The organism is Ruegeria sp. K5 (assembly GCF_056531805.1).
Genome location: NZ_JBQFML010000001.1, coordinates 1,065,834 through 1,085,361, shown reverse-complemented (window position 1 = coordinate 1,085,361; position 19,528 = coordinate 1,065,834). Strand labels below are relative to the sequence as shown.

Sequence of the window (19,528 nt, the reverse complement as noted above, 5' to 3'; positions counted from 1 at the left end):
CTTGCAAAGGAGACCGCGTGCGCGAAAGCCATTGCATTGCAATCGCGTGCGGCACCCGGTTGAGGTTTTGAAGCGCGATTGTCATGCCGTCGTCTCCTTGCGCAGCAACTCTCCGCCCGCGGTGGCCTGACCGTGGGACAGGCGGCGCATCAGCTTTTCAAGCACGATTTCCGAGATGCGGGTCATGCCGAGATAGAAGATCAGCAGGAACAGGAAGTACCACATGCGCCAGTCGCCATGCGGGTAATCGGTGAAGCGCGAGGTTTTGGTGCCACCCAACTCTCGGGCCCAATAGACGATGTCCTCGATGCCCAGCAGGAACAGCAGTGGCGTCGCCTTGATCAGCACCATCCACAGGTTCGACAGGCCGGGCAGGGCGTAGACCCACATTTGCGGCACGAGGATTCGCCAGAACGTCTGGCGGCGGGTCATGCCATAGGCTTCGGCGGTCTCAAGCTGGGCATGCGGAACCGCCCGCATCCCGCCGAACAGCACGTTGGCTGCAAACGCACCGAAGACGATCGAGAAGGTGATGACGGCCAGCACGAACCCGTAGGTTTCGTGTACCCATTCCGGTGCGCTACCCAAGGGCAGTTTTGCGGCCTGACAGACGATGAAGTCATTGCCCTGACGCACCGGGTCGGTCCATTCGGGACACATAACTTGGTGGCGTGTCCATTCGAACGCCTGATCCAGAGCAATCACAAAGAACAGAAAGAACGCGATGTCGGGCACGCCGCGTACGACCGCGATGTATCCTTTGCCCAACCAGCTGAGCGGAGCGAAATGCGACCGGGCTGCCATTGCACCTGCAAACCCGAAACTCAGCGCGACCGGGGCGGTCACGGCCAGCAACCCGAGGACCTTCAGAAACGACAGGTAGAACGACCAGTGCACACCGTTGGTCAGGTAGCACGAGAACCAGCGGAACGTGCCCAGCGTGTCGGGATCAGCGCAATAGGAAAACATACGGCGTCTTTCGAACGTCAGCCCCGGCGCAAGGCCAGGACAGGTTCGGCGCTATGAGGGGCGCCGAACCCATGTGTGCAGATCAGTTGGTGACGACCGAACCGTCAGAGTTATAGGTCGGCACGCCTTCGCCGAACCACTTGACGATCAGCTCGTTCAGCGAGCCATCGGCCTTCATCGAGGTGATCGCCTCGTCGAACTTGCCGCGCAGCTCGCCATCGGATTCGCGGATGCCCAGGCCAATGCCGCCGCCCAGCGGGACGTCATCACCGACAAAGACCAGCTCACCACCGGATTCCTCGACGATCGGGACCAGGAAGTCCTTGTCGGCGAAGACAGCGTCAGCCTCACCGTTGCGGACGGCTGCGATGGTTTCTTCCGGGGTTGCGAATTCAACCAGAGTCGCGCCGGATTCGGCGACGTGACCGGCCTGAATGGTTGCAGTCTGCGCCGCAACGATGCCGCTGCTCACGTCAACGCCATCAGATGCGCCGACATAGGCCGAGGCTGCAGGCGGGAAGTAGTTCTGAGTGAAATCAATAACTTCATCGCGTTCGTCGGTGATCGACATGCCCGCGATGATGGTGTCGTAGTTGCCCGAAACCAGGTTCGGAATGATCGAATCCCAGTCGTTCTTGACCCATTCGCAGTCCAGATTAGCGCGTTTGCACAGCTCGTCGCCCACTTCACGCTCGAACCCGTCGATCTCGCCGGCGTCGTTGATGAAGTTATACGGAGGGTAGGCGCCCTCGGTCCCCATGCGGACCGTGTCGGCCATGGCGATACCGGCGGTTAGGGCCAGCGCTGCGGTGGACAGAATCAGGTTTTTCATTGGTTACTCCCCAGTTTGGTTCTGTTTTTGAAACTATGCCGCCTGAGTGGCAGAGAGAAAGCCCCGAAGCCGTTCGGATTCGGGAGAGGTAAAGATATCTTCGGCCGTGCCCTCTTCTTCGATCCGGCCTTGGTGCAGGAACACGACATGGCTGGAGATATCCGCTGCCATCTTCATGTCATGGGTCACGATGATCATCGTCCGCCCTTCGGCGGCCAGGTCCTTGATGACCTTGATGACTTCCTGCTCCAACTCGGGGTCCAGCGCCGAAGTCGGCTCGTCAAACAACAGCGCCTCGGGCTCCATGCACAGGCCGCGCGCGATGGCCGCGCGTTGCTGTTGGCCGCCGGACAGTTGCGCGGGGTAGACGTCGCATTTGTCACCGATGCCAACCTTTTCAAGGTACTTACGCGCGCTGTCTTCCACTTCGGCCCTGTCACGGCCCAAAACGGTTACCGGAGCTTCCATGACATTTTGCAAAATGGTCATGTGCGCCCACAGGTTGAACTGTTGAAACACCATCGACAGGTTGGTGCGAATGCGCAGGACCTGCTTGGGATCGGCAGGGCGACGTCCGTTTCCTGACCCGTTCCACTTCACCGGCTCGCCCTTGAACATGATCTCGCCCTGCTGGCTGTCCTCCAACAGGTTGCAGCAACGCAGAAGGGTGGATTTGCCAGAGCCGGATGAGCCAATCAGGGACACGACGTCGCCGCGTTTTGCGGTGATGTCCACGCCCTTGAGCACCTCGAGATTACCGAAGCTTTTGTGAAGGTTCCTGATCTCGATTACGGCAGATGCGTCTGACACGGAAGGTCCAGTTGTTGTTGGTATTGGTGCGGTAATAGGGCGGAAAAACGGGCGCAATGCAATGCGCAAATCACAGATTCGTGCGGTTAATCAACCAAAATGGCCAGAGGGTATGACCAAATCGGTCAGCTTCTGCGCGCAAATGCTTCGGGCGTGGGCGGAGTTGGAACCGCAAGGTATTGATCCGCCGGAATATCGATCAACCCGCAGATGTGAAGCCGCCGCCTGTCATCATCCGAAAGGTCCACAATGGCGGACCGAACAGCCTTGGCGATCTGGTCCGCATCTTGGCCGAGCGAGGTTATGAACGGCAAGGCAGGGGTCGGGGTCGTGCGGGCGATTTCGCGTAAACGGCTGCCCAGATCTGTATGCTCTTTCAGCAACTCCCATGTCAGCGCATCCAACGAGGCAAAGTCTGCGCGACCCTCCGCCACGGCCTGAGCGGACAGCGCGTGGCCGCCTGTTTCCAAAAGCTGGGTCGGAGCCAGACCCAGCGCGGTCAGATGCGTGATCGGGGCAGCCCAACCGGATTGAGACAGCGCCTCATTATACGCAAAAATTCCGTTGGTCAGATCGCCCAGATCGCGCGGATCATTCGCACGGGCGACAAGGACCGAGCAATAATGGCCAGCGGGGCATCCGGGCAGGTCGTAATCCGGGGTGCCAACCAACTGCACCTGACCATGCAGCCGGGTGCGGTAGGGCATCCCGCAGGTCTGGGCAAAAATCAGAGCGGAATCCTGCCAGACGTCCCAGACATCTCGGGATCGGTCCAGATGCTGCGGGCCATAGCCCAGATTCGCATGGATCAAAGACCAGAATCGGTCATTGGCGGCGCGCAGGGCGGGCATGTCATACATGCCCAGCATCGCTGTCACGCTTTTGCAGCCTTCTGACGGGCGCGCGCCGAATCCACGTCGCTGACGCCCAACAGGCTGACAACCAGACGCAGCAGCGAATCCTCTTCGCCGGTGCGCTGACCATCGGCCAGCGCGACTGACCACATAGCCTGAACCACGGCCAGACGATCCTCGTAGGCGACGGCCTCTTTTATGGCGCGGGTAAAGCGGACGGTGTCGGGGGCTTCGGCCTCAAGGTCTTCGGCCTGGGCGCGCAGGGCTGCGGCCTCGAACGGTGACAGGCCATAGCGCTCGGCCGAGACCTTGTCGATCCCGGCCATTTCAGTGTCGGCATAGTCATTGTCGGATCGCGCGATGCGGACCAACAGGGCCGTCAGGGCCAGCCGGGCATCGTTTTCGACCAACGGGTCGGGATCGGGCTGGGTCAGCCGGGACAGAAAATCACTAAACATGACACAGATATAGACGCGGCTTAGCTGGCTTCCAAGCGGCTTTGCACACGTTCGCGCGCGGCCTTGCTGTCGTTAAAGCTGAGCCCCATGGCAGCGCGGGCTTCCTCGACGATCTTGATCTCACCCTCATCCGAGTCGCCATCGGCCAGCACCACCTCCCACAGGGCGTCCAGCGCGGCCATGCGCTCCTCAAGACCCGTGGTCTCGCGGATCAGCTTGCCGAACGTGTCGGTTTCGGGGGCGGCTGCATGCAGTTTCTCGCAGGTTGCGCGCACCTTGGCGGCTTCGATTGCGTTATGCTGATAAAGGCGCGCCAGAATCCGGTCGATCAGGCTGATTTCTTCCAGCTTGTAATCGCGATCCGCCTGCGCCACCCGCACCATCAACGCCCCCAACGCCAGTTCGGCATCAGGGTCAGGCAGTTGCTGGGTCTGAGGCGGTCTGAACGCCTGAAAGAACTTTTTCAACATGAGGTCAGGTTAGTCCATATTTTGTGGCGCGCCAAGCTGGGACTACCCGTCATAGGCATGAATATTCACAAGATCGCCGAGAGCGACCGAATCCCGCCCAGCCTTGGCGAATTGGTATCCGCATTTTTGTGACACGTCGGGATACTGAGATTGTCCGGTCCCTGAATCTAGGTCACCAGACGCCTACTTGGCGTAGTCGATGGCGCCACGTGCCTGTTCCGTCAGCCATGCCACCATCTGGCGATAGGGCACTGGGCCATAGCTGACACGCGCCACGCCCAACGTTGCCAATCGCGGTGTGTCCGGGGTGCCGGGCAGGGCGATGATGTTGACCGGCAGCTCCGTTGCTGCGCAGAGCTGCTCAATCATCGCTTCGTCCTTCAGGCCGGGGGCAAAGAACCCGCTGGCCCCGGCGGACTGGAACGCCGCCGCACGGGCAACCGCGTCGTCCAGCATGGCTGCGTTATGCGTGTCGGCGTGCGCTTTCAGGAAGATATCGGTCCGGGCGTTGATATAGGCCGGAACCCCTGCCGCATCACACGCCTTGCGCATCGCTTCAATCCGTGTGGCCTGCTCGGCAATGGGGTAAAGGCCATCACCGCCGACGATCTGATCCTCGAAGTTGAAGCCCACCACCCCGCAGTCCAGGGCCCGCAATACGTTTTCCGCAATCCCGTCAGGATCAGCGGCATAAGCCCCCTCAAAATCCAGAGAAACAGGCAGATCGACCGCGGCCACAATGCGTTTTGCATTGTCCAAGGCGGCCTGCAGCGGGATATTCTCGCCGTCCTTGAACCCCTGCGCCATCGCGACCGGGGCACTGCCGGTCGCGATCGCCTGCGCACCTGCGTCGCGCACGGCCGCGGCGCTGCCTGCGTCCCAGATGTTGAACAGGATGACCGGATCACCTTTCTTGTGCAGGCGGGTGAAGGTTTCGGCGTGTTGGGCTTGGGTGGTCATGGGGTATCTCCTGTCGAAGCTTGTTCAACAGTTAACCCCATGCCGGGCATTCGCTAAGCGCTTAATTGTGTCGGTACATCACTTTGCAGCGACCGGATCAGACCAGACGCGACGTGTCCTTGGCCGCGCGCACAAAGTCGCGGAACAAAGGGTGCGGATCGAACGGTTTGGATTTCAATTCGGGGTGGTATTGCACACCGATGAACCACGGATGATCCGACCATTCGACGATTTCCGGCAACCGGCCATCGGGGGACATGCCCGAGAAATTCAGGCCCGCCTTTTCCAGCTTGTCGCGATACTTGATGTCCACCTCATAGCGGTGGCGGTGACGTTCCTCAATCTGAGTGCCGCCATAGACCTCTGCCACTTTGGAGCCGTCGGCCAGAACCGCGTTATAGGCCCCCAGCCGCATTGTGCCGCCTTTGTCATCGCCGACCTTGCGCTCGACCTTGTGGTTGCCCTGCACCCATTCTTTCAGGTGGTAAACCACGGGTTCAAACCGCCGCTTGCCCGCTTCGTGGTCAAATTCCTCGGACCCTGCCTCGGCGATGCCCGCCGCATTGCGCGCCGCTTCGATCACGGCCATCTGCATCCCCAGACAGATACCCAGATAGGGCACCTTGTGCTCACGTGCATATTGCGCCGCTTTGATTTTGCCTTCGGTTCCACGCTCGCCAAACCCGCCGGGCACGAGGATCGCGTGGAAGCCTTCCAGATGCGGGGCGGCGTCTTCGGTGTCGAAAATCTCGGCATCCACCCACTCGACCTTGACCTTGACGCGGTTGGCCATGCCGCCATGGGTTAGCGCCTCGGCAATCGATTTATAGGCGTCTTCCAGCTGGGTGTATTTGCCAACGATGGCCACCTTCACCTCGCCCTCGGCGTTGTGGATGCGGTCACTGACGTCTTCCCATTTGGCCAGATCGGGCTTGGGTGCAGGGCTGATCTGGAACGCATCCAGAACCGCCTGATCCAGACCCTCGCGGTGATAGGCCAGCGGGGCGTCGTAGATGGTCGAAAGATCCTGCGCCGCGATCACGCTGTCCGGGCGCACGTTGCAGAACAGTGCCAGCTTCTCGCGTTCCTTGGTCGGAATCGGTCCTTCCGAGCGGCAAACCAGAATATCGGGGGCCAGACCGATGGACCGCAGTTCCTTGACCGAGTGCTGGGTCGGCTTGGTTTTCAACTCACCCGACGCCTTGATATAGGGCAGCAGCGTCAGGTGCATGAACAGGCACTGACCGCGCGGCTTGTCCTGGCTGAACTGACGGATGGCTTCGAAAAAGGGCAGGCCTTCGATATCGCCGACAGTGCCGCCGATCTCGCACAGCATGAAATCAACCTCATCCTCGCCGATGGCGATGAAATCCTTGATCTCGTTGGTGACGTGCGGGATCACCTGAATGGTTTTGCCGAGGTAATCCCCGCGGCGTTCCTTTTCCAACACGTTGGAGTAAATCCGCCCCGAACTGACCGAGTCGGTCTTGCGGGCCGCCACGCCGGTGAAACGTTCATAGTGGCCAAGGTCCAGATCGGTCTCGGCCCCGTCATCGGTGACGAAAACCTCGCCATGTTCAAACGGCGACATGGTGCCGGGATCGACGTTCAGATAGGGGTCCAGCTTGCGCAGGCGCACCGAATATCCCCGGGCCTGCAACAGCGCGCCCAAGGCCGCCGAGGCCAGTCCTTTGCCCAAGGACGAAACCACACCACCAGTGATGAAAATAAATCGCGCCATAGTTTTTCGGCTGCTCCCGTGAGACGTCAAAATCAGCTGCCCGACGGTTCCGAAAAACCGCTGCATCACGGGACTTCACGTATAAAGGATTCGCGCGCATAGCGCAAGAGAACCGCAAGATGCTGTTGCAGTTCTCTTTCAGGTTTCTAGGTCTAGTGGATCAGTCGGCCTGCGGGATCAGCGGCGCGTTGTCGCCCTCTGCCGGGGGCAGCAGATCATCCGCCGACGGAACCGCCGGTGTGCTTTCTTCGGTCGCGGCAGGAGCCGGAACACCCAAACGGTCGATCACCGAACTGCCCGAAGATTTCTGTGCCGCCAGAATGGTCAGCGTGATCGAGGTCACGATGAAGCAGGCCGCCAGAATCCAGGTCACTTTGCCCAATGCAGTCGCCGCTGCGCGGCCGGTCATGGCACCGCCGCCACCGCCACCCATGCCAAGGCCACCGCCTTCGGACCGCTGCATCAGCACAACGGCAATCAGGCCCAAAGCCAAAAGAAGGTGGATGATGAGAACGACGTTTTCCATGGTGGTCCCGTGCAGCGTGACGTGTATCGCGTGGTACTTATGCAAGTTTCATCTTGGGGGCAAGACACGAGTTCACATCACCCCGCGTGATGTATCATATCACAGCAAAGGGACTGGACAGAGCGGTAAATCCTGACGCAGGCTTCGGCCTATGCCTCATGACGATCCCGACCATCCGCACGCCCTTTTGCCACCCGAACCCGCGCTGCGCGTCAAGGCGCTGGAGACGATTCTGATCCGCAAGGGGCTGATCGATCCGGCAGCGCTGGATGAGATCATCGACACCTATCAGAACAAGATCGGCCCACAAAACGGCGCGCGCGTCGTGGCAAAAGCCTGGAGCGATCCTGACTTCAAAACGGCACTGTTGGAAGATGCCACGCCGGTCGTTGCCGAGCTGGGGTATTACGGCCGTCAGGGTGAACACATGGTCGCCGTCGAAAACACGCTCCGGCAGCACAACATGGTCGTCTGCACTCTGTGCAGTTGCTACCCGTGGCCGCTGCTGGGTATCCCGCCCGGGTGGTACAAATCCGATGCCTATCGCGCCCGTGCCGTGCGGGAGCCACGAAAAGTACTGGCCGAGTTCGGCGTTACCTTACACGAAAGCACCGCAGTGCGTGTCTGGGATTCGACCGCCGAGATTCGGTACCTTGTCTTGCCGATGCGTCCCGAAGGCACGGAAGGTATGGGCGAGGATGAGCTGACCGCATTGGTGACACGCGACAGCATGATCGGGACAGGCTTGCCCAAGGTGCCCTCATGACACGTGTTCACGACATGGGCGGACGCTTTGGCGATGGCGAAATCCGGCCCGAGGCTGAGGACGCGCCGGTCTTTGCCGAAGACTGGCACGGGCGGGCTTTGGCCGTGACGCTGGCTGCCGGTTTTCTGGGGCAATGGAACATCGACATATCTCGCCACGCGCGCGAGAGGTTGTCGCCCAAGGATTACACCCGGTTTTCCTACTATGAGAAATGGCTCTCGGGCCTTGCCGATCTGTTGGTTGAACAAGGCGTACTGACCCTGGATGATCTGCGAGGGGCCGGAGATGATGCGCCGCATCCCTTGACGGACAAGACGCTGAAGGCCGAGGCTGTCGCCGCTGCACTTGCAAAAGGCGGACCAGCAGATCGGCCTTCAAACGTTGCCGCGCGTTTTACGATCGGTCAGCAGGTGGTGACAGCGCGACCAGCCGCCAATCGCCTTGTCGATGGTGGTCACACGCGCTTGCCTGTCTATGCTGCCGGCGCGCGAGGTCGTATCCTGCGATTGCATGGCACCCATGTCCTGCCGGATTCCAACGCGCATCGTTTGGGAGAGGCGCCGGAACCGCTATATGCCGTTGTATTCCCGGCATCCGAGCTTTGGGCCTCCCCTGAACACCCGGATGATGAGGTCGTGCTGGACCTCTGGCAAAGCTATCTGGAGCCCGCATGAGTGACTGCACCACACATTCCGCGCTGGAACCGGTGTTTGCCGAGCCCTGGCACGCGCAGGTCTTTGCCGTAACGGTTGCCCTGAATGAAGCCGGACGTTTCGACTGGCCCGATTGGGCGGCCCGGTTTTCAGACACGTTGAAGCGCAACGGGCTGGACCGTGAACTGGACGGCGGAGACGACTATTTCCACGCCTGGCTGGAAACGCTTGAAGGGTTGCTGGTCGAACAGGGCGCGGCGGTGTCGGAAGACGTGCAGATGCTTCACCGCGCGTGGGAGCAGGCGTATCTGACCACACCCCATGGCCAGCCGGTCTACTTGCGACTAGGCGGGTAGGGGGCGCTGCCCCCGCCGCCCGTTCCGGGCGACTCCCCCGAGATATTTTTGGCCAGATGAAGCAGGGGATCCGATCTTCATCTGGCTACAAATACCTCCGCCGGAGGCATCGCGCGGCAGCGCGATTTCCATCTGCGGCGAAATAGCGGTTTCCCTGTCCTCTGTGCCCCGTTATACGAGCCGAGTTTGATTACTCAGCACGAAAAGGACCGGATATGGCCAACGTGGTTGTTGTCGGCGCCCAGTGGGGTGACGAAGGAAAAGGCAAGATCGTCGACTGGCTCAGCGAGCGGGCGGACGTCATCGCGCGTTTTCAGGGCGGACATAACGCCGGGCATACTCTGGTTATTGATGGCGAGGTTTACAAGCTGAACGCGTTGCCCTCGGGCGTGGTGCGTGGCGGAAAGCTGAGCGTGATCGGGAACGGCGTCGTTCTGGACCCGTGGCATCTGGTCACTGAGATCGCGTCAATCCGTAAGCAGGGCGTCGAGATCACGCCCGAGACTCTGATGATTGCTGAGAATACGCCGCTTATCCTGCCGATCCATGGCGAGCTGGATCGTGCGCGGGAAGAGGCGGCCAGCAAGGGTACGAAGATTGGCACCACCGGTCGCGGAATTGGTCCGGCCTATGAGGACAAGGTCGGGCGACGCTCTGTCCGTGTTGCCGATCTGGCCGATGACGCGACGCTTGAGGCGCGTGTAGACCGCGCGTTGCAGCACCATGATCCGTTGCGCAAGGGCCTGGGCATTGATCCGGTCGATCGCGACGCGCTGGTAGCGCAGTTGAAGGAGATCGCTCAGCAAATCCTGCCGTTCGCCGCCCCGGTCTGGAAGGTGCTGAACGAAAAGCGCAAGGCGGGCAAGCGGATCCTGTTCGAAGGCGCGCAGGGCGCGTTGCTGGATATTGATTTCGGAACCTACCCGTTTGTGACCTCTTCCAACGTGATTGCCGGTCAGGCGGCGACGGGTGTGGGTATCGGCCCGGGGTCTGTTGATTTTGTGCTGGGCATCGTCAAAGCCTATACCACTCGTGTGGGAGAGGGGCCTTTCCCGACCGAGTTGGACGATGATGACGGGATGCGCCTAGGGACCCGTGGCCACGAATTTGGCACGGTAACAGGCCGCAAACGCCGGTGTGGCTGGTTCGATGCCTGCCTTGTACGCCAGACCTGCGCGACCAGCGGCGTGAACGGCATATCGCTGACCAAGCTGGATGTTCTGGACGGGTTCGAGACGCTGAAAATCTGCACCGGTTATGATTTGGACGGAGAGCGTCTGGACTATCTGCCGACGGCTGCCGACCAACAGGCGCGCTGCACCCCGATCTACGAAGAGATGCCGGGTTGGAGCGAATCCACCGAAGGCGCGCGCAGCTGGGCCGACCTGCCGGCCAACGCGATCAAATACGTGCGCCGCGTCGAAGAACTGATCGAATGCCCCGTGGCGCTTTTGTCCACCAGCCCGGAGCGGGACGACACCATTCTGGTGACCGACCCGTTCGCAGATTGATGGGCAAGGACAAAAAGCCGGGCCTGAGTTACAAGGCCCGCCGCCGCTGGTCGCTGGTGATTTTGCTGGTCGGCCTGCCGCTTTACATTGTTGCGGTGGTGACCGTTGTGAACTGGCTGGATCGCCCGTCGATCCTGGTTGAGCTGTTGGTTTACATTGCCCTTGGCATTGTCTGGGCCTTGCCCTTCAAGTTCGTCTTCCGGGGAGTTGGCAAAGAGGATCCGGACGAGTCTTGACTCGATACTGAGACATCGCCGCCTAAACTGCTGGCAAAAGAAAAGGGCCGAGAGGTATCTCTCGGCCCTTCGTCTTTCTGATTGAGTGATCAGCCCGCCGCGCGTTCATCATCCGGGCGGAAACCGATCAGGTTCGAGGCTGCGAACCGGCCACCGCCTGCTTTCTGGATCTTGCCGTCGCGCAGCAATTGACCAAAGGAGCGCAGGCTTTCTTCGCGGTTGAATTCGTTCTGCTTCAACGAGCGGACCTTGTTCATCAGCTGCGGGCGCGAGAACTGTTCCTGACCTTCGATGAAGGACAGATAGGCCGCCGCCGCTTCCAGAAGATCGGGCAGGGACTGCGCGCCCTGATCCTGCGCGAATTGCGCAAAGCCGCCTTCATCCGCTGCGCTGTCGTCCTGCTGCGTGGTTACGCGGCGGGGCATGACCGGGCCGGCTTCGACGGCTTCGTCGTCTACACGCTGTTCTGCAACCAGTTTCAGCGGCGCGGCGTCATCGGATTCCGGACGCATGCTGGTGACCTGAATTTCCGGGCGGCGCGGGCTGACAACCGAGGCAAGATCGCCACGGTATTGCTGGTCAGGTGATGCCTTGTCGATTTCACCTTCGGCTTCGGTGGCCGCTACAGCAGTGCGCAGGTGCGAATATGTCTCACGCGCGTCGCTGGTGGCCGGGTCGCCCATCTGTTCATCAGCTTTGGCCATCAGGCGTAGAACGTCCTGATCCGATGCGCGCTCATCCGGCTGTTTCTGGTCCACGCGGTCGGACATATCTGCCTCGACGCTCGAGATTTTGTTCAGCAGGTTGACCTCGTCGTCCAGCGTCAGAACACCGGGCGCAACGTCTTCCTGAGGTTCTTCTTCGGCTTCCGCCTTCGCTTCGTGATCGCTCAGGATGTTCAGAATGCCATCATCACCCGCATCGTCTTCAGCGATATCTTCGAAATCCGAGAACAAGACATCGGCGGGCTGATCGTCTTCCGCCTCATCTTCGAAGAACGCGGCCGGAGCAGGCGCCGGTTCTTTCATGGCCACGGGCTGCGGTTCGAACGTTGGCTTCTGCGGCTCGAGGTCTTCGGCGCTCAGCGCACCGGCCTCGAACGCGGCGGTTACGGCGTCAACCGGAGCCGGGGCGGCGCTGAGCAGGGCCGAGTCATCATCTTCGGAATAGGCGACAGGGGTGGCGTCCGAATGCGAGACCACGGCGCGGATGCGCTGGAGTTTTGCGGCGATGCTGTCGGCAGCAGGGGCAGGTACGGCATCAGCTTGTTCAAACGACGTCTGCGGCGCGGGCTGGTGCACCGGCATCGGGGCCGGAGTTCGGGCCACGTTCACCTCAGATGGTACGGGGGCAGGGGCAGGCGCGGCCAACGGTGCGGGGGAGGCTTCGGTGGCGCGCAGCAACAGGCCGCTTTCGCTTTGCCGGGCTTCCACGTGCTGCGAGGCGTCGCGCTGCGCAATACGGGTCAGCATCTCGGCGTCGGGCTGGGGGGGTTCCGAACCGAAATACCGGTCATCTGCTGCGAGGTCGCGAAAATACTCGGCAATGGACTTCATCGTTTCGAACGAGTCGTCAAACCCTTCCAAAGTGCAGGAGAAAGTCCCATAAGAAACGGTCAATACCTTGTTATTCTGTACCATCAGACGCACGTCCTCTACAAACTACGAGAGCCAACCTACCCGGAATCGGGCACACACATCGGCTCAGAACTTTCTGCATGAACCTATCATTTTGTGGTCTGAATGTGTCCAAATCCGGGAAAAATGATCAATCTTAGAAAAAATGAGCCGATTGTGCGTTCAAACGGTCCAATTGGCCTGTTTGGAGGGGGATTTGTCGGGTTTGATGACCTGGATTTGGTGCTGAATCGCGTCAGATCGGTTGTCGCGGCGGATGGCGGAGCGGCCATTTTGGTCGATTCGGACATAATTCCCGAGGCCGTGATCGGCGATTTCGATTCGATGAGTGAGCCTGTGAAGGCGCAGCTGCCAGCGGATCGGTTGTTTCAAATCTCAGAGCAGAACAGTACGGATTTCGACAAGGCGCTGAGGCACATAGAGGCCCCGCTGGTGCTGGGCGCCGGGTTTCTGGGCGGGCGGTTGGATCATCAATTGGCGGTTCTGAACACTCTGGTCGCGCGCTTGGATCGTCCCTGCATCCTGCTGGGTGAACATGAGGTGGTGTTCCACGCACCGCCCCGGATCACCCTGCACCTGACACCCGGCGATATCGTGTCCTTGTTTCCGATGCGGCGTGTCACGGGTCGCAGCCAGGGTTTGGAATGGCCGATCGAAGGGTTGGTGTTCGAACCGGATGGTCGGGTCGGAACCTCGAACCGCGCGGTGTCGGATGTCGAACTGCATATGGACGGGCCGGGCATGTTGCTGATGGTGCCGCGCGCGGCGCTGGATCAGGTTATGCAGGCGTTTCTGTCGGACCAGATCGGGCGGTGGCCCTCTCACGCAGAATGACGTAGAGCCCGGCACCGATTGTGATCAGAATGCCAAACGCCGCGATCCCGTCGGGCAAGTCGTGAAAGATCAGCCAGCCGATCAGGGTCGCAACCGGGATTTCCAGATATTGCATCGGTGCCAGCGTGGCCGACGGCGCATAGCGCAGCGACCAGGTCATCAGCAGATGCGCGACCGTTCCCAGCACGCCGATGGCCAGCAACAGCCAGTGGGTGTTGCCAGCGGGGATGATCAAGGACAATTCCCAAATCCCCGCATTGGTGCCCCAAAGGACCACCGGCAGCAGCAGGACCGTGGCAAACACCCCGGACACGGCCTGCAGGGAGACCGGATCGGTTTCCTTGGCGATCTGACGCGTCACCAGCATGAACAAGGCAAAAACCACGGCCACGATCAGGGGCAGCAGGGCGGGCAATCCGACCTCGGCAAAGCTGGGCTGGATCACCAGCAAGGTCCCGATGAAACCGACGATACAGGCGATCAGGCGGCGCGGGCCGACCTCTTCCTGCAAGACGTATCTCCCAAGCAGCAGCATGATGAAGGGCATGACAAAGGCGATGGCAATTGCATCCGCCAGCGGCAGAAACTGCAACGCACTGAACATGGCGGTTATGCCGATGATGTGCAGAACCGTGCGGATCAGGGTCAGCCGCAGAACGCGCCCCCGCATGCGCCATGGCCGTCCCGTGACTGCAATCAGCGGGATCAGAATCGCCGCCTGTATGGCAAAGCGCACCAGCACCAGCAGGCCCAGAGGCGTTGTTTCCCCCAATAGCTTGGCCATCGAGTCGCCAAGCGGCGCAAGCACGCAAAAGCCGAGCATCAGAACGATGCCGAATACGGGACGATCCTGGGTCATGGTCGCGACGCTAGCGGTTTCGCGGCGCGGGGGAAAGCTCTGTTCTCAGGCGTCCAGAAGGGGTTGGACCTTGGTGTAATCCGGGCCGGTGCAGGTCGGCAGACCATCATCCAGATGCAGCCAGTCCAGTTTCTCTTCATGCGACACATGCAGGGTCGGTTGCAGCGCTTCGGGGGTTTCCAGCGTCGCAACATACAAGTGCAGCACATCCGACATCTTGGCCGAGCGGAAAGAGATCGGCGTTCCGCAATGCGGGCAGAATGTGCGCACGACACCGGGAGAGGAATTGAAACTCTTCGGTTCCTCTTTGGTCCAGCGCCATTGGGTGTCGCGGACCGCGAAATAGGTGGTCATGGGTGCGGCGCATTGGCGGCGGCAGCTGTCGCAATGACACGAGACGCAGGACAGGATCGGAGGATCAACCTCAAACGCGATCCTGCCGCATAGGCAATGTCCACGCATGATGCCGCCTCCTGTCTGACCTCAGCAGTTTGGGATGTTCACAGCCAAGCCGCCAAGCGATGTCTCTTTGTACTTCTCATGCATATCATGCCCGGTCTGGCGCATGGTTTCTATGACGGAATCCAAGGGTACGAAATGCTTGCCGTCCCCGCGCAATGCCAGCGACGCGGCCGAGACGGCCTTGATCGCGCCCAGGCCGTTGCGCTCGATACAGGGCACCTGCACCAGACCCGCGACCGGATCGCAGGTCATGCCCAGATGATGTTCCAAGGCGATCTCGGCGGCGTTTTCCACCTGCTCGGGCGTGCCGCCCATCACGGCGCACAAACCGGCGGCGGCCATGGCCGAGGCGCTGCCAACCTCGGCCTGACATCCCGCTTCGGCCCCCGAAATCGAGGCGTTGAATTTCACCAGACCCCCAATAGCGGCGGCGGTCAGCAGGAAATCCTCGATATGGCTTTCCGATGCACCGGGCACGTGGTCCAGGTAATAGCGCAGCACCGCAGGCAGAACGCCCGCCGCACCGTTGGTGGGGGCGGTGACAACCTGGCCTCCGGCTGCGTTTTCCTCGTTCACGGCCATGGCGTAAACGCTCATCCAGTCGTTGATCGTGTGCGGCGCAGTCAGGTTCATGCCGCGTTCAGCCATCAGCGCGTCATAGATGCCCTTGGCGCGGCGACGCACGCTCAGACCGCCGGGCAGAATGCCATCGGTGTGCAGGCCGCGTTCGATGCAATCGTTCATCACTTGCCACAGACGCGCGCTTCCTTTGGCGAAACTCTCCGCGCATCCGCGCGCGATTTCGTTCTCGCGCTTCATCTGGGCGATGGACTTGCCGCTGGAGGCGGCCATTTCCAGCATCTCGACCGCTGACTTGAAGGGGAACGGAACGGGTGCGCCTTCATCTGTCGCTTTGCCTTCGGCCAGTTCCTCTTCGGTCAGAACAAAGCCGCCGCCGATGGAATAGAACACCTGCCGCAGGATCACATCGCCCTGCGCATCGGTGGCCATCAGGATCATGCCATTGGCGTGGCCAGGCAGGTTGTGGTCGTAGTCAAAGACCAGATCGGCCTTGGGGTCGAACTTCAGGGTCGGCAGCCCCTCGGGCGTGACCGTATGCGTCTCGGCAATCGCGGCCAGAGCGGCCTCGGCCTTGTCGTTGTCATAGGTGTCGGGCACGAACCCGGCCAGACCAAGAATTGTCGCCCGGTCGGTGGCATGTCCCACGCCTGTAAACGCCAGTGACCCATGCAGCGACCCGCGCAGCCCGGCGAACTCAAACGGTGAGGCGCGCATCATGTCAAGGAAACGCGCCGCAGCGACCATCGGGCCCATTGTGTGAGATGAGGACGGGCCGATGCCGACTTTGAACATATCAAAAACGGAAAGGAACATGTCAGATAGCTGAGCCTTCTGGAGGGTTGGCGTGGATCGGAGAGGTGAACGGGGTGACCCCAAGACCTTCGGCTGCAACGGCCGCACGGGTCGCGGGGCGGGATTCAAGCTGCATCAGGATAGCCTGCAAATAAGGCGTGTCGGCCAACTGATACCAACTGCGATCCGCGCTTGCCGGGTACAGCGCCATCCAGCGCATCATGCAGGCGAGATAGTAGGTCAGGACCGAGGGTTTGTCAGCGCTCAGCCAGTCAGGGGCCTTTGCGGCCTCGGTATCCAGATGTTTCAGATGGGTGCGCAGCCTTGGACGGATACCTTGGCGCAAAGGCTCGGCCTGCGCGGCATCGATGTATTTCTCGGCATAAAACAGGATACGCAGATCGGCATGCAGCGTGTTTGAGGCAAAAAACAGCCATTTCAGGAACGCCGCCCGATCCGGGCTGTCCGGTGCAGGGGCAAGTTGCCCATGTGTGTCAGCCAACCACAACAGAATGGCCGCTGTTTCAAATATTGGTCCGTTGGGCGTTTCCAGAACCGGGATCAGCCCGTTTGGGTTCAGCGCACGATAGGCCACGCTGTCCTGTTCGTTCTGCCGCCGGTCGACCAAAACGGTGTCAAAGGGTTGGCCCATCTCTTCCAACACCAGCCGGATCACCAGCGAGGCGTTGTCGGGGGCATAGTGCAGGCGGTAGGACGTCGTCATGAGGTCTATTTATACCGCACCGCAAATCCAAAAAGACATGATTGCGACGTTTCCTATCGGAAACGCGTAGTCTTGCGACATCTTTCGCAGGGATGCCGGGTGAATTGGGTCTCGAAGTCGCGATGTGCATTCCGTATAAGTCTGGCAGACCAATCAGGGAATGCTGCCAATGACCGGAGAATTGTCGCCAATCGATACCGCAAAATACGTCGCGGCCCGACGCGCGGCAGAGATGGTCGAAGACGGGATGCGTGTCGGATTGGGAACCGGCTCGACCGCCGCCTGGCTGGTGCGACGTTTGGGTGAGCGCACGCAGCAAGAAGGGTTGCGGTTCAAGGGTGTCCCGACCTCGACCCGTACTGCGCAATTGGCCCGAGAGGTCGGGATCGAGGTCGTCTCGCTGGATCAGGCCGGGTGGCTGGACCTGACGATTGACGGCGCGGATGAGTTCGACGGTGATCTGAACCTGATCAAGGGCGGCGGTGGCGCGCACCTGCAGGAGAAGATCGTCGCTACGGCCAGCGATCAGATGGTAGTCATCGCCGATGCAGGCAAAGAGGTCGAAACGCTGGGCGCGTTCCCTCTGCCGGTCGAGGTGATCCCGTTCGGCTGGCAAACCACGCGCACCCTGATCGAAGAGGCGCTGGATACGATGGATGTGCTCGGCACGACCTCGGCCCTGCGCATGAATGGCGAGGCGCCATTTGTCACCGACGAAGGCAATCATATTCTGGACCTGCATCTGCAACGGATCGGCAATGCGCGACAGATGGCGCTGGTTTTGAACCAGGTGCCCGGTGTGGTCGAGAATGGCCTGTTCATCGACATCTGCGACAAGGTCGTGGTCGGCCACGGCGATGGCCGGGTCGAACTGCGCGATATCAATGCAGGCACGATTGAGATGGACCAATTGATCGGCGGCGCGCGCGAAAACCTGTTTTCGGACCTTGCGGATTGATCCCGGCGCGACCTTTGATGCAAGCATCCGTGAAAAAACCGAAATATGTGCATCAAGGGGTTGGCAGTCTGGTTTTTGCGCCCAGATACCCAGAGACTTTTGAAAGCTGAACGAAGGAACCCAGCATGAGCTTTGACTATGATCTGTTCGTCATCGGGGGCGGCTCGGGCGGGGTTCGCGCGGCGCGCGTGGCCGCTGGCGAAAACGGGGCTAAAGTGGCACTGGCGGAAGAGGATCGCTATGGCGGCACCTGTGTGATCCGGGGCTGTGTGCCGAAGAAACTGATGGTGTTTGCCAGCGAGTTTTCGGGCATGGTTGGCGATGCGCAAGCCTATGGCTGGGACATTCAGCCCGGCGCGCTGAACTGGAACACGTTCCACGACAAGCTGGTGACCGAACTGGATCGTTTGGAAGGCATCTACCGCAATATCCTGAAGAACAACGGCGTTGAAAGCTTTGATCAGCGCGCCAAAGTTGTTGATCCTCACACGGTCGAACTGGCTGATGGCACCCGCAAGACGGCCAAGCACATCCTGATTGCCACTGGCGGTCGCCCGGTTGTACCGGACTTTCCGGGCTCGGATCTGGCCATCACCTCGAACGAGATTTTCCACCTTGAGAAGCTGCCCGAAAGCATCCTGATCGTCGGGGGCGGCTATATCGCGAGTGAATTCGCCGGGATCATGAACGGGATGGGTGTGAAAACCACTCAGTTCTATCGCGGGGCGCAAATCCTGCGCGGCTTCGATGAAGAGGCGCGCGGGCTGATCTGTGAAGAGATGCGCCAGAACGGCATCGATGTGCGTCTGGGCACCAACGTGCTTGAGATGACCCAAGAAGGCGACAAGATCCGCGTCAAGGCCACGGATGGCACCGAGGATCAGTTTGACGTGGTCATGTATGCCACGGGCCGTGCGCCCAATGCCGACAATCTGGGTCTTGAAGAGGTCGGGGTCGAGCGTGGCCGCAAGGGCGAGATCATCGTGGATGAATACAGCCAGACTGGTGTACCTTCGATCTACGCCATTGGCGACGTCACCGACCGTGTGAACCTGACCCCGGTTGCGATCCGCGAAGGTATGGCCTTTGTCGAAACCGTGTTCAAAGGCAACCCAACGCCGGTGGATCACGAGTTGATCCCGACCGCGATCTTCACCCAGCCGGAATTCGGCACCGTGGGCCTCAGCGAAGAAGACGCAGCAGCGCAGGAGCCGATCGAGGTCTATGCGACCTCGTTCAAACCGATGCAAAAGGCGTTTGCCGGAGGAACGCAGCGCGTTTTGATGAAGCTGCTCGTCAGTCAGGCGACGCGAAAGGTGCTGGGATGTCATATCGTTGCGCCGGGCGCGGGTGAGATGATCCAGCTGGCAGGCATTGCCGTAAAGATGGGCGCAACCAAGGAAGATTTCGACCGTACGGTCGCGGTTCACCCGGTTATGGCCGAAGAACTGGTGACAATGCGGCAACCTGTGCGCACTGCTTGATTTGCAAGCGCGCGCACACAAGTTACAAGAGACCCCGTGATCACACGGGCCTAA

General features: G+C 60.5%; 22 protein-coding genes. 8 read left to right on the top strand and 14 right to left on the bottom strand.

Annotated features, from left to right (window positions below; all coding sequences use genetic code 11):
• Positions 1 to 81: 81 nt before the first annotated feature.
• From ACR0MO_RS05465 to secG, 9 genes are all read right to left on the bottom strand, one after another.
• Complete coding sequence (locus ACR0MO_RS05465) at positions 82 to 969, bottom strand: ABC transporter permease subunit (RefSeq protein ID WP_170517773.1); 888 nt, start codon at positions 967 to 969, stop codon at positions 82 to 84.
• An 82-nt stretch (positions 970 to 1,051) separates the two neighbouring features.
• Entirely contained in the window at positions 1,052 to 1,801 is a 750-nt protein-coding gene (locus ACR0MO_RS05460) for a transporter substrate-binding domain-containing protein (RefSeq protein WP_170451541.1), read from the bottom strand.
• A 33-nt stretch (positions 1,802 to 1,834) separates the two neighbouring features.
• Positions 1,835 to 2,611 (bottom strand): amino acid ABC transporter ATP-binding protein, encoded by a 777-nt coding sequence (locus ACR0MO_RS05455; RefSeq protein WP_170451539.1) that lies wholly within the window; start codon positions 2,609 to 2,611, stop codon positions 1,835 to 1,837.
• Positions 2,612 to 2,736: 125 nt separating this feature from the next.
• On the bottom strand, positions 2,737 to 3,489 hold the full coding sequence (locus ACR0MO_RS05450) for a PhnD/SsuA/transferrin family substrate-binding protein (protein ID WP_170451537.1): 753 nt from the start codon (positions 3,487 to 3,489) through the stop codon (positions 2,737 to 2,739).
• Positions 3,486 to 3,923, bottom strand: a complete 438-nt coding sequence (locus ACR0MO_RS05445; RefSeq protein WP_170451535.1) for a tellurite resistance TerB family protein — start codon at positions 3,921 to 3,923, stop codon at positions 3,486 to 3,488. The genes ACR0MO_RS05450 and ACR0MO_RS05445 overlap by 4 nt, the downstream gene beginning before the upstream one ends.
• A 20-nt stretch (positions 3,924 to 3,943) precedes the next feature.
• Positions 3,944 to 4,393: a tellurite resistance TerB family protein gene (locus tag ACR0MO_RS05440; RefSeq protein WP_170451533.1), complete on the bottom strand. Its 450-nt coding sequence runs from the start codon at positions 4,391 to 4,393 to the stop codon at positions 3,944 to 3,946.
• A 183-nt stretch (positions 4,394 to 4,576) separates the two neighbouring features.
• Positions 4,577 to 5,353, bottom strand: a complete 777-nt coding sequence (locus ACR0MO_RS05435) for an isocitrate lyase/PEP mutase family protein (RefSeq protein WP_170451531.1) — start codon at positions 5,351 to 5,353, stop codon at positions 4,577 to 4,579.
• A 97-nt stretch (positions 5,354 to 5,450) separates the two neighbouring features.
• Entirely contained in the window at positions 5,451 to 7,094 is a 1,644-nt protein-coding gene (locus tag ACR0MO_RS05430) for a CTP synthase (RefSeq protein ID WP_170451529.1), read from the bottom strand.
• Positions 7,095 to 7,254: 160 nt separating this feature from the next.
• Positions 7,255 to 7,620 carry a preprotein translocase subunit SecG gene (secG, locus tag ACR0MO_RS05425; RefSeq protein WP_170453086.1) on the bottom strand — a complete coding sequence of 122 codons (366 nt, stop codon included), beginning with the start codon at positions 7,618 to 7,620 and terminating at the stop codon, positions 7,255 to 7,257.
• 151 nt (positions 7,621 to 7,771) lie between these two features.
• Between secG and nthA the strand changes: the two genes are divergently transcribed.
• The 5 genes from nthA (at position 7,772) to ACR0MO_RS05400 (ending at position 11,142) form a co-directional block, all read left to right on the top strand.
• Positions 7,772 to 8,386 carry a nitrile hydratase subunit alpha gene (gene nthA, locus ACR0MO_RS05420; protein WP_170734508.1) on the top strand — a complete coding sequence of 205 codons (615 nt, stop codon included), beginning with the start codon at positions 7,772 to 7,774 and terminating at the stop codon, positions 8,384 to 8,386.
• On the top strand, positions 8,383 to 9,060 hold the full coding sequence (gene nthB, locus ACR0MO_RS05415) for a nitrile hydratase subunit beta (protein ID WP_480890056.1): 678 nt from the start codon (positions 8,383 to 8,385) through the stop codon (positions 9,058 to 9,060). Before nthA ends, nthB begins: the two co-directional genes overlap by 4 nt.
• Positions 9,057 to 9,395 carry a nitrile hydratase accessory protein gene (locus ACR0MO_RS05410; RefSeq protein ID WP_480890054.1) on the top strand — a complete coding sequence of 113 codons (339 nt, stop codon included), beginning with the start codon at positions 9,057 to 9,059 and terminating at the stop codon, positions 9,393 to 9,395. The genes nthB and ACR0MO_RS05410 overlap by 4 nt, the downstream gene beginning before the upstream one ends.
• Before the next feature lie 215 nt (positions 9,396 to 9,610).
• Positions 9,611 to 10,906, top strand: a complete 1,296-nt coding sequence (locus tag ACR0MO_RS05405) for an adenylosuccinate synthase (protein WP_170451521.1) — start codon at positions 9,611 to 9,613, stop codon at positions 10,904 to 10,906.
• Entirely contained in the window at positions 10,906 to 11,142 is a 237-nt protein-coding gene (locus tag ACR0MO_RS05400; protein ID WP_170451519.1) for a DUF2842 domain-containing protein, read from the top strand. The genes ACR0MO_RS05405 and ACR0MO_RS05400 overlap by 1 nt, the downstream gene beginning before the upstream one ends.
• 89 nt (positions 11,143 to 11,231) lie before the next feature.
• Here the strand turns inward: ACR0MO_RS05400 and ACR0MO_RS05395 are convergent, their stop codons facing one another.
• Positions 11,232 to 12,782 carry a midas domain-containing protein gene (locus ACR0MO_RS05395; protein ID WP_170451517.1) on the bottom strand — a complete coding sequence of 517 codons (1,551 nt, stop codon included), beginning with the start codon at positions 12,780 to 12,782 and terminating at the stop codon, positions 11,232 to 11,234.
• Between the two features lie 153 nt (positions 12,783 to 12,935).
• Here ACR0MO_RS05395 and ACR0MO_RS05390 point away from each other — a divergent pair, with 153 nt between their 5' ends.
• On the top strand, positions 12,936 to 13,613 hold the full coding sequence (locus ACR0MO_RS05390) for a thiamine diphosphokinase (RefSeq protein WP_480890052.1): 678 nt from the start codon (positions 12,936 to 12,938) through the stop codon (positions 13,611 to 13,613).
• On the opposite strand, the gene ACR0MO_RS05385 is transcribed toward ACR0MO_RS05390, so the two are convergent.
• The 4 genes from ACR0MO_RS05385 to ACR0MO_RS05370 are packed head-to-tail and all read right to left on the bottom strand — an operon-like array spanning position 13,558 to position 17,032.
• Positions 13,558 to 14,472, bottom strand: a complete 915-nt coding sequence (locus ACR0MO_RS05385; protein ID WP_480625853.1) for a DMT family transporter — start codon at positions 14,470 to 14,472, stop codon at positions 13,558 to 13,560. The two genes, ACR0MO_RS05390 and ACR0MO_RS05385, sit on opposite strands and share 56 nt — an antisense overlap.
• Before the next feature lie 45 nt (positions 14,473 to 14,517).
• Positions 14,518 to 14,934: a GFA family protein gene (locus ACR0MO_RS05380; protein WP_480890049.1), complete on the bottom strand. Its 417-nt coding sequence runs from the start codon at positions 14,932 to 14,934 to the stop codon at positions 14,518 to 14,520.
• Positions 14,935 to 14,955: 21 nt separating this feature from the next.
• Positions 14,956 to 16,329, bottom strand: coding sequence for an L-serine ammonia-lyase (locus ACR0MO_RS05375; RefSeq protein WP_170517814.1), 1,374 nt, complete (start codon positions 16,327 to 16,329; stop codon positions 14,956 to 14,958).
• Position 16,330: 1 nt separating this feature from the next.
• Positions 16,331 to 17,032 (bottom strand): glutathione S-transferase family protein, encoded by a 702-nt coding sequence (locus tag ACR0MO_RS05370; protein WP_480890046.1) that lies wholly within the window; start codon positions 17,030 to 17,032, stop codon positions 16,331 to 16,333.
• A gap of 169 nt (positions 17,033 to 17,201) precedes the next feature.
• Between ACR0MO_RS05370 and rpiA the strand changes: the two genes are divergently transcribed.
• Positions 17,202 to 17,990, top strand: a complete 789-nt coding sequence (rpiA, locus tag ACR0MO_RS05365) for a ribose-5-phosphate isomerase RpiA (RefSeq protein ID WP_170517820.1) — start codon at positions 17,202 to 17,204, stop codon at positions 17,988 to 17,990.
• A 125-nt stretch (positions 17,991 to 18,115) separates the two neighbouring features.
• The gene (gene gor / locus ACR0MO_RS05360) at positions 18,116 to 19,474 is read left to right on the top strand and encodes a glutathione-disulfide reductase (RefSeq protein WP_480780423.1); all 1,359 of its coding nucleotides are present in this window, start codon (positions 18,116 to 18,118) and stop codon (positions 19,472 to 19,474) included.
• Positions 19,475 to 19,528 lie beyond the last annotated feature (54 nt).